We start from the raw sequence: 7,555 nt of genomic DNA, 5'->3' as shown, positions 1-7,555 counted from the left end.
GGCTTGGGGTCGGGCGCGCTCGGCGCCGGGCTCGTCGGACGCGGCTCCGGGGCGGCCTCGGTGGGCGCGGGCTGGCCCGGCTCCGGCGGCGGGGAGGGCACCGGGCGGTGCGCCGGGGAACCGTGCTTCCCGGCCGACGGCGAGGGCTCGGCGCCGGGCTCCGCCTTCGCGGACGCCGACGGCGAACGGCGCTCGCCGCCCTTGCGCTTGTGCCCCTTGGCGTCCCGCGGCGCCACCGTGTACGTGTGCCCCTGGTCGTCCGTACGCACCACCACGCCGCCGCCGGGCTCCGCCGCCCCGCCGCCCTTGTCGGAACCGCCGCGGTGCCGGTCCGGCTTCCCGGGGTCGTCGGAGATGCTCATGCAGCCGCCCAGGGCCAGGGCCCCGGCCACCAGGGTCACCACCACGGCACTCCGCGCCGAGACGCGGGGGGCGCGCGAGGCGCGGGGCGCGTCGGTCCGGGGGGAACGGTCGGTGCGAGGAGCGGGGGTTCCAGACATGCGTGGGACACCTCCAGGCCGCAGGGCTGTGACGCAGTGCCCAACTGGCCCCGCCCCCCTTAGGACACGCGTGCGGCGTAACCCGTGCGCCGGAAGCGGGCGCACACCGGCCGCGACCTCGCGCGCCGGCCCGCCCGCGTCCCCGCCCGCGCCCTCACCCGTAGCCGAGCGCGTGCAGCCGCTCGTCGTCGATGCCGAAGTGGTGCGCGATCTCGTGGACCACGGTCACCTCGGTCTCCTGGACCACGTCCTCGCGGGTCGCGCTCATGCGCAGCGTCGGCCCCCGGTAGATCGTGATCCGGTCGGGCAGGACGCCCGCGTACCACTCGCCGCGGTCGGTGAGCGGCGTCCCCTCGTAGAGCCCCAGCAGCTCGGGGTCGTGGGACGGCGGCTCGTCCTCCACGAACACCGCGACGTTGTCCATCAGCCGTGTCAGCTCCGGCGGGATCCGGTCCAGCGCCTCGGCGACCAGTTCCTCGAACTCCTCGCGCGTCATCTCCAGCACGTGGCCATTGTCGGACAGCCGCGGCCGGAACGGGACGGTCCGCGCCCGGGAATGGTGACCCGGGCGGCCGGGAGCGGCGGGTCGTACGCCCCGGTACGGCGGCCCGGGCGGCGGCGCATACGGGACCTGCGGCCGGGCATACGGGCCCCATGGCCCGCGCCCCGCTCCCCCTCGCCGCCGCCACCGAGCGGCCGCGGCCGGTCTTCCGCGCCGCCGGGCTGGCCGCGGTGACCCTCCTCGGGGCGTGGATGGGGCTGCTGGTCGTCGGGAGCGTCCACGCCTCGGTGGGCCCGATGGACACCCGGATGGCGCTCCGGCCGTCCCTGACCGGCGGCACCGAGATCAACGTCTCCCCGCTCGGCGCCCTCGAACTCCGCAGCCACCACGCCCCGCTCCGCCTCGACGTCGACGTGGACCGGCTGGACCCGATCCGGTCCGCGGCGCTGGTCGACCACCCCGAGCGGCTGTCCGGGCTCCAGGAGGAAGTGGCGGGCGATGTCGTCCGCGGCACCCGGGACCTGGCGGTGCGCTCCTGCGCGGCCGTCGTCTTCGGCGCCACCGCGCTGGGCCTGGCCGTCTACCGCCGCCCGCGCCGGGCGCTGGCCGCGGGCGGCCTCGCGCTGGGGCTGCTGGCCGCCTCGGGAGGCGCCGCGTACGCGACCTGGAACCCGAACTCGGTGCTGGAGCCGCGCTATTCGGGCCTGCTGTCGAGCGCCCCGTCGGTCGTCGGCAACGCGCGCAGCATCGTCAGCGACTTCGACGTGTACCAGCGGGAGCTGGCCCGGCTGGTGACCAATGTCACGCAGCTGTACGAGGCGACCTCGACCCTGCCCGCCTACCGGCCCGACCCGACGACGATGCGGGTCCTACACGTATCGGACATCCACCTCAACCCGGCCGCCTGGCACATCGTCCAGTCGCTGGTCCGGCAGTACAAGATCGACGTGATCATCGACACAGGCGACACGATGGACCACGGCACCGCCGCCGAGAACGGCTTCCTGGAGCCGGTCTCCGACCTCGGCGCCCCCTATGTGTGGGTACGCGGCAATCACGACTCGGCGACGACGCAGCGCCATCTGTCCGGCCGCAAGGGCGTCCACGTCGTCGACGGCGGCCGGACGGTGACGGTCGGGGGCCTGCGGATCGCGGGCATCGGCGACCCGCAGTTCACCCCGGACCGCTCCGCCGCGGTGGCGGGCGACGCCGCCGAGCACCGGGCGGGCCGGGAGCTGGCCGGCGCGATCCGGGCCCGGAAGGCGAAGGGCGCGCCCGTGGACATCGCCGTCGCCCACAACCCCCTCGCCGCCCGGGAGACCGACGGCACGGTCCCGCTCGCCCTCACCGGTCATGTCCACCACCGCCGGACGGAGGTGCTGCCCGGCGGCACCCGGCTGATGACGGAGGGCTCGACGGGCGGCAGCGGGCTGCGCGCGGTGGACGACGCCGAGCCCGACACGGTGCAGGCGTCGGTCCTCTACCTGGACCGGGACACCCGTCGGCTCCAGGCCTGGGACGAGATCGATCTGGGCGGGCTCGGGCTGGCCAAGGCCGAGGTCAGCCGTCACCTCCCGGCCGAGAACCGGCCCGGCGCGACCCCGGCGCCGACCGCTCCGTAAACCGTTTTGGCGAACCTCACCGGCATCCCATATGCTTCTCGCGTCCCCGAAAGCGCCGTGAGGCGCCCAGGTGGGCCATCGGCCCTCATCGTCTAGTGGCCCAGGACGCCGCCCTTTCAAGGCGGTAGCACGGGTTCGAATCCCGTTGGGGGCACCCACATGGTTTTGGTGCGAAGGCCGCGTCTCGCAGAGCGAGGCGCGGCCTTCGTGCTGTGTACCGCCGTGCTGTGTACCGCCGTGCCGTGTGCCGCGCTCAGCGCGGCAGGGTGAAGCCGACGCCGAGCCGCGTCCGGGTGGCCCGCAGCTCGTACGGGGCGAGGACGCCCGGGCCGCAGGACGCGGTGCCGATGCCGTGATGTGCCGCGTCCAGGTCGAGGTGGAGCACCTCGTCCGGGACCAGGTCGGCCGGGTGCCGGGCGGCCTCCAGCTGCCCGGTGGTCCAGCGGCGCGCGGTGAGCGCGAAGGCCGGGCGGCCCTCGATACGCAGCCCGCCGCCGTCCGGGCCGCGCAGCTCGGCCCAGCGGACGTCGCCGCGGCTGCCGTTCTCCTGCGGGAAGACGTACGGCGTCTGGAAGCCGTCCACGGTCGTCGCCCAGCGGCCGATGCGCGCCGCGCGCCGGGTGTCGGGGTACGACTCGCCGGGGCCGCCGCCGTACCACTCGATCCAGTCGAGCGGCGCCCGGATGCCCAGGGCCACGCCGAGCCGCGGCAGCGGGCAGGGCCACTCGCCGTCCGGGGTGATGTCGACGGAGAGGTCGAGCCGGGTGCCGTCGGACGTCCGCTCGCCGGTCCAGCGGTAGACGACGCAGAGGCCGAAGAAGCCCCCGGGCGGCGCCACCCGCGCCGTGACCACCAGCGACTCGCCGTCCACGGTGACGCCGTCGCAGCGGTGCCGCATCCGGTCCAGGGCGTGGCGGTGCCACTGCGCGGCGACGGACGTCTCCTCGTCCGGGCCGCGGTCGTTGTCGGTGGTGGCGCGGTAGACGTTCAGCCGGGGCGGGACGGCGACGTGCAGGCCGTGGAGGGTGCGGAGGCTGCCGTCGAGGGGGTCGAAGGTGCCCGGGCCGAGGGTGAGGGCGCCGCCGTCGGCGCTGGAGGCGCGTACGGGGGTGATGCGCGCCCCGGGCGTACGCGTGGCGGCCGGCCCCCGGGCGCGGGCCTGGCCCCACGCCACCTCGTGGCCCGCGGGCGCCCAGGCGGTGTCGTCCGCCAGGACGGCCCGGACGGTCCACCACTCCTCGCCGTCGTCCTCCGCGACGGACCCGGCCTCCGCCAGCGCCACCTCGGCGGACTCCCCGGGGGCGAGCGGCGGCACCTCCAGCGCGCCCTCGGCCACCCGGCGCCCCTCCACCTCGCGTGACCAGCCGAAGGCGAGCCCCGCCAGGTCGACCACGTCGTACTTGTTGGTGACGCGGACGGTGCGGGCGGCCGCGTCCACGCAGATCCCGACCGGCTCGACGACCTTCTTGTACTCCAGCAGCCCCGGGGAGGGCGTCCGGTCGGGGAAGAGCAGGCCGTCCGCGCAGAAGTTGCCGTCGTGCAGCGGCTCGCCGAAGTCGCCGCCGTACGCGAAGTACGGCCGCCCGGCGGCGTCCCGGGCCCGCAGCCCGTGGTCGATCCACTCCCAGACGAAGCCGCCCTGGAGCCGCTCGTACGTCTCGAACAGCCGCTGGTACTCGGTGAGGCCGCCCGGCCCGTTGCCCATCGCGTGCGCGTACTCGCACTGGATGAACGGCAGGGCGCGGCGGCGGGCGTCCAGCCGGGGGTCGTCCAGCGGCTGCTCGGCGCGGCGGCCGATCGCCTCGACCTCCTCGTGCGAGGCGTACATCCGGCTGTAGACGTCGGTGTGCTCGCAGGACCGGTCGCCCTCGTAGTGGATCAGACGGTCCGGGTCGCGGTCCCGGATCCAGCGGGACATGGCGGCCAGATTGCGGCCGGTGCCGGACTCGTTGCCCAGCGACCACATGATCACGCTCGGGTGGTTCTTGTCCCGCTCGACCATCCGGGCGGCCCGGTCGATCAGGGCCTCCTCCCAGGCCGGGTCGTCGGCCGGGTTGCCGCGCCAGTCGTCGTAGGTGAAGCCGTGGGTCTCCAGATCGGCCTCGTCGATCACCCACAGCCCGAACTCGTCGCACAGGTCGAGGAAGGCGGGGTCCGGCGGGTAGTGGCTGGTGCGGACGGCGTTGATGTTGTGCCGCTTCATCAGCAGCACGTCCTCGCGCATCGTGGCGTACGGGACGGCGCGGCCGTGGTCGGGGTGGAACTCGTGGCGGTTGACCCCGCGCAGCAGCAGCGGCCGCCCGTTGACCGTGATCACCCCGTCCTCGACGGCGACGGTACGGAAGCCCAGGCGCAGCGGGACGCGCTCGCCGTCGGTCGCGAGCTGCGCCTCGTACAGCCGGGGCACCTCGGCGGACCAGGGCTGGACGCCGGGGACGGTCACGGTCTCGCCCGTGGCGAGGGTCAGCCCCAGCTCGGGGACGGTGACGCGGCCGGCCGCCGGGACCGCGTCCACGCGCAGGGTGCCGTGGCCGGTGCGGTGGTCGTACCCGGCGTGCACGAAGACGTCCCGGACGGCGCCCTCGGGCCGGTGGAGGAGCGTGACGCCACGGAAGATCCCGGCCAGCCACCACATGTCCTGGTCCTCGACGTAACTGCCGGAGGACCACTGGTGGACGCGTACGGACAGCACATTGCCGCGGCGCAGCAGATGGGGGCCGGTGTCGAACTCGTGCGGCAGCCGACTGCCCTTGGCCGTGCCCAGCTCCCGGCCGTTGAGGCGGACCCGGTAGCAGGACTCCACGCCGTCGAAGCGCAGCAGGGTGCGGCCGTCGGCCCCTTCGTCCGGCCCTGGCCAGTCGTCGGGGAGGTCGAAGACGAGGCGGTGGTCGCCGGTCGGGTTCTCAGTGGGCACGCGGGGCGGGTCGACCGGGAAGGGGTAGCGGATGTTGGTGTACTGCGGGGCGTCGTGGCCGTGCAGGGCCCAGTGGGAGGGGACGGGGAGCTTCTCCCAGCCGTCAGCTGTGCCCTCGTCTGCATCGGCCGCCTCCGCGTGGGCCACGGTGGGGAAGAGCCGGAAGTCCCAGTCGCCGTTGAGCGAGAGGGTCCGCGCGTCGGAGCGGAAGGCGGCGCGGGGGGCGAGCGCTCCGGTGCCGGGCGAGGGGTCCTCGTAGTACGTGATCTTGGCGCGATATGAGCGTCGGCGGAGTCCGATGACTGACCTCCGGGATCAGGCTGCCGCAGCGACGGCAAGACGGGTCGCACGCCCGGCGGGGCGCCCGGGCGCGTGTTGATCATTGTCGGGGAGCCTCCCGACGGCAGGAGAGATGCCCTGTTCAGACAGGGATATGGAGGTGATGATTCCGGCTTAGCAAACAACACAGCACAGAGCGAAACAAGTATTGACAGCCTCCCCGGAGCGCTCTAGCGTCCCGCCATCTGGTTCGTAAACATAACCAGTGTTCATCTATGCGAACGGGCGGTGGCCATGTTCAGACACTCAGCCACAACGAGGCGACTGGCACCTCTGGCATGCGCGGCACTCGCCGGTTCCCTCGTCGCCGGATGCGGCGCGAGCACCAGCGGCAGCGGCGGTGGCGATGCCAAGGGCCCGCTGGAGGTGTGGACCCGCAGCGACACCGTGGACGCGAAGGCCTACAAGAGGATATTCGCCGCCTTCACCAAGAAAACCGGCATCAAGGTCGACTACAAGCCCGTCGTCGACTTCGACAAGCTCCTCCAGCAGCGCGCCGCCTCCAAGGACCTGCCCGACGTCACCGTCAACGACATGGGAAGCCTCGGGAACTACCAGTCCCAGGGACTGCTCCAGCCCATCGACAAGAAGGCGATCAAGGGCACCTCCGACATCACCGGCACCGCCTGGTCCGGCGCGGTCGGCACCGACGGCAAGACTTACGGCATTCCGTTCTCCCGCCAGGCCCAGGGGATGTTCATCCGCAAGGACTGGCTGGCAAAGGTGGGCAAGAAGGCCCCCAAGACCTGGGCCGAACTGCTCGACGTCGCCAAGGCGTTCACGAATGAGGACCCGGACGGCAACGGCAAGAAGGACACGTACGGCCTCCTCGTCCCCGGCTCCACCAACAACGGCTACCTGGCCTGGTTCGCCTCCAACTTCATCTGGCAGGGTGGCGGCGACATCGTCGCCTCGCGCGGCGGCGGGAAGTACGAGGCGGTCGCCGACTCCCCCGCGAACGTCAAGACGGTCACCTGGCTCAAGGGCCTGTACTGCTCCAGCAAGGTCACCCAGCCCGGCTCGCTCACGATGACCACCGGCGACTCGTACCCCTTCTTCACCCAGGGCAAGGTGGGCATCTCCCTCACCGGCCCCTATGAGTTCCCGCTGTTCGACAAGACCCCCGGCAAGGACAAGCTCGAGGTCATCCCCGCGCCCAAGGGCCCGGACGGCAACACCGTGCTCGCCGAGGGCGAGAACGTCTATCTGATGGCGGGCTCGAAGAAGTCCGAGCAGCAGCGCAAGCTCGCCGAGTTCCTGATCAGCCCCGAGGCGCAGAAGCTCGGCATGACCGCCCCCGACGCCCCCGTCGTGCGGCTGTCGGTCAACACCAAGGTCGACACCGGCAAGGTCTACAACGACCCGCGGTGGAAGATCTTCTCGGACGCGTACGCGAGCGACTCCAAGCCCTTCCCGTCCGCGATCAACTACCAGCCCATCCGCCAGGACACCGCCGAGTCGCTGAACAAGCTCTTCGCCAACTGCGGCTCCAGCGTCAAGAGCGGGCTGGGCGAGCTGAACTCCACCCTTCAGCAGGAGCTGAAGTCCCAGGGAGTTGCCAAGTGACCCAGCCCCTGGGCCACTCGGGGATCACGACTGCTGTCTCCACGACAGCGGCCACCGAGCCGCGGCCCGGCGGGCGACGCCGGGCCGCCGCTCACCGTGAGCCCGCCGGGGC

5 protein-coding genes and 1 tRNA gene are annotated in these 7,555 nt (G+C 73.0%); 3 read left to right on the top strand and 3 right to left on the bottom strand.

Annotation, left to right across the window (positions count from 1 at the left end):
- Window positions 1-500, bottom strand: a 500-nt coding sequence (locus EEJ42_RS36640; RefSeq protein ID WP_123106506.1) for a hypothetical protein, incomplete at its 3' end; no start/stop codon positions are given.
- Window positions 501-654: 154 nt separating this feature from the next.
- Window positions 655-1,005, bottom strand: coding sequence for a metallopeptidase family protein (locus tag EEJ42_RS36635; protein ID WP_184503447.1), 351 nt, complete (start codon window positions 1,003-1,005; stop codon window positions 655-657).
- A gap of 149 nt (window positions 1,006-1,154) precedes the next feature.
- Between EEJ42_RS36635 and EEJ42_RS36630 the strand changes: the two genes are divergently transcribed.
- Both EEJ42_RS36630 and EEJ42_RS36625 read left to right on the top strand, forming a co-directional pair.
- Window positions 1,155-2,624, top strand: coding sequence for a metallophosphoesterase (locus tag EEJ42_RS36630; protein ID WP_123106505.1), 1,470 nt, complete (start codon window positions 1,155-1,157; stop codon window positions 2,622-2,624).
- 81 nt (window positions 2,625-2,705) lie between these two features.
- Window positions 2,706-2,778, top strand: a tRNA-Glu gene (locus tag EEJ42_RS36625).
- Window positions 2,779-2,877: 99 nt separating this feature from the next.
- Here EEJ42_RS36625 and EEJ42_RS36620 read toward each other — a convergent pair.
- The gene (locus EEJ42_RS36620) at window positions 2,878-5,838 is read right to left on the bottom strand and encodes a glycoside hydrolase family 2 TIM barrel-domain containing protein (protein WP_184503448.1); all 2,961 of its coding nucleotides are present in this window, start codon (window positions 5,836-5,838) and stop codon (window positions 2,878-2,880) included.
- Window positions 5,839-6,111: 273 nt separating this feature from the next.
- Between EEJ42_RS36620 and EEJ42_RS36615 the strand changes: the two genes are divergently transcribed.
- Window positions 6,112-7,443, top strand: coding sequence for an ABC transporter substrate-binding protein (locus tag EEJ42_RS36615; protein ID WP_246097604.1), 1,332 nt, complete (start codon window positions 6,112-6,114; stop codon window positions 7,441-7,443).
- Window positions 7,444-7,555 lie beyond the last annotated feature (112 nt).

It is taken from the genome of Streptomyces botrytidirepellens (assembly GCF_003721215.1).
GTDB lineage: Bacteria > Actinomycetota > Actinomycetes > Streptomycetales > Streptomycetaceae > Streptomyces > Streptomyces himastatinicus.
Note: the sequence above shows the minus strand (reverse complement) of the source record. Positions and strands in the feature narration are given on the sequence as shown.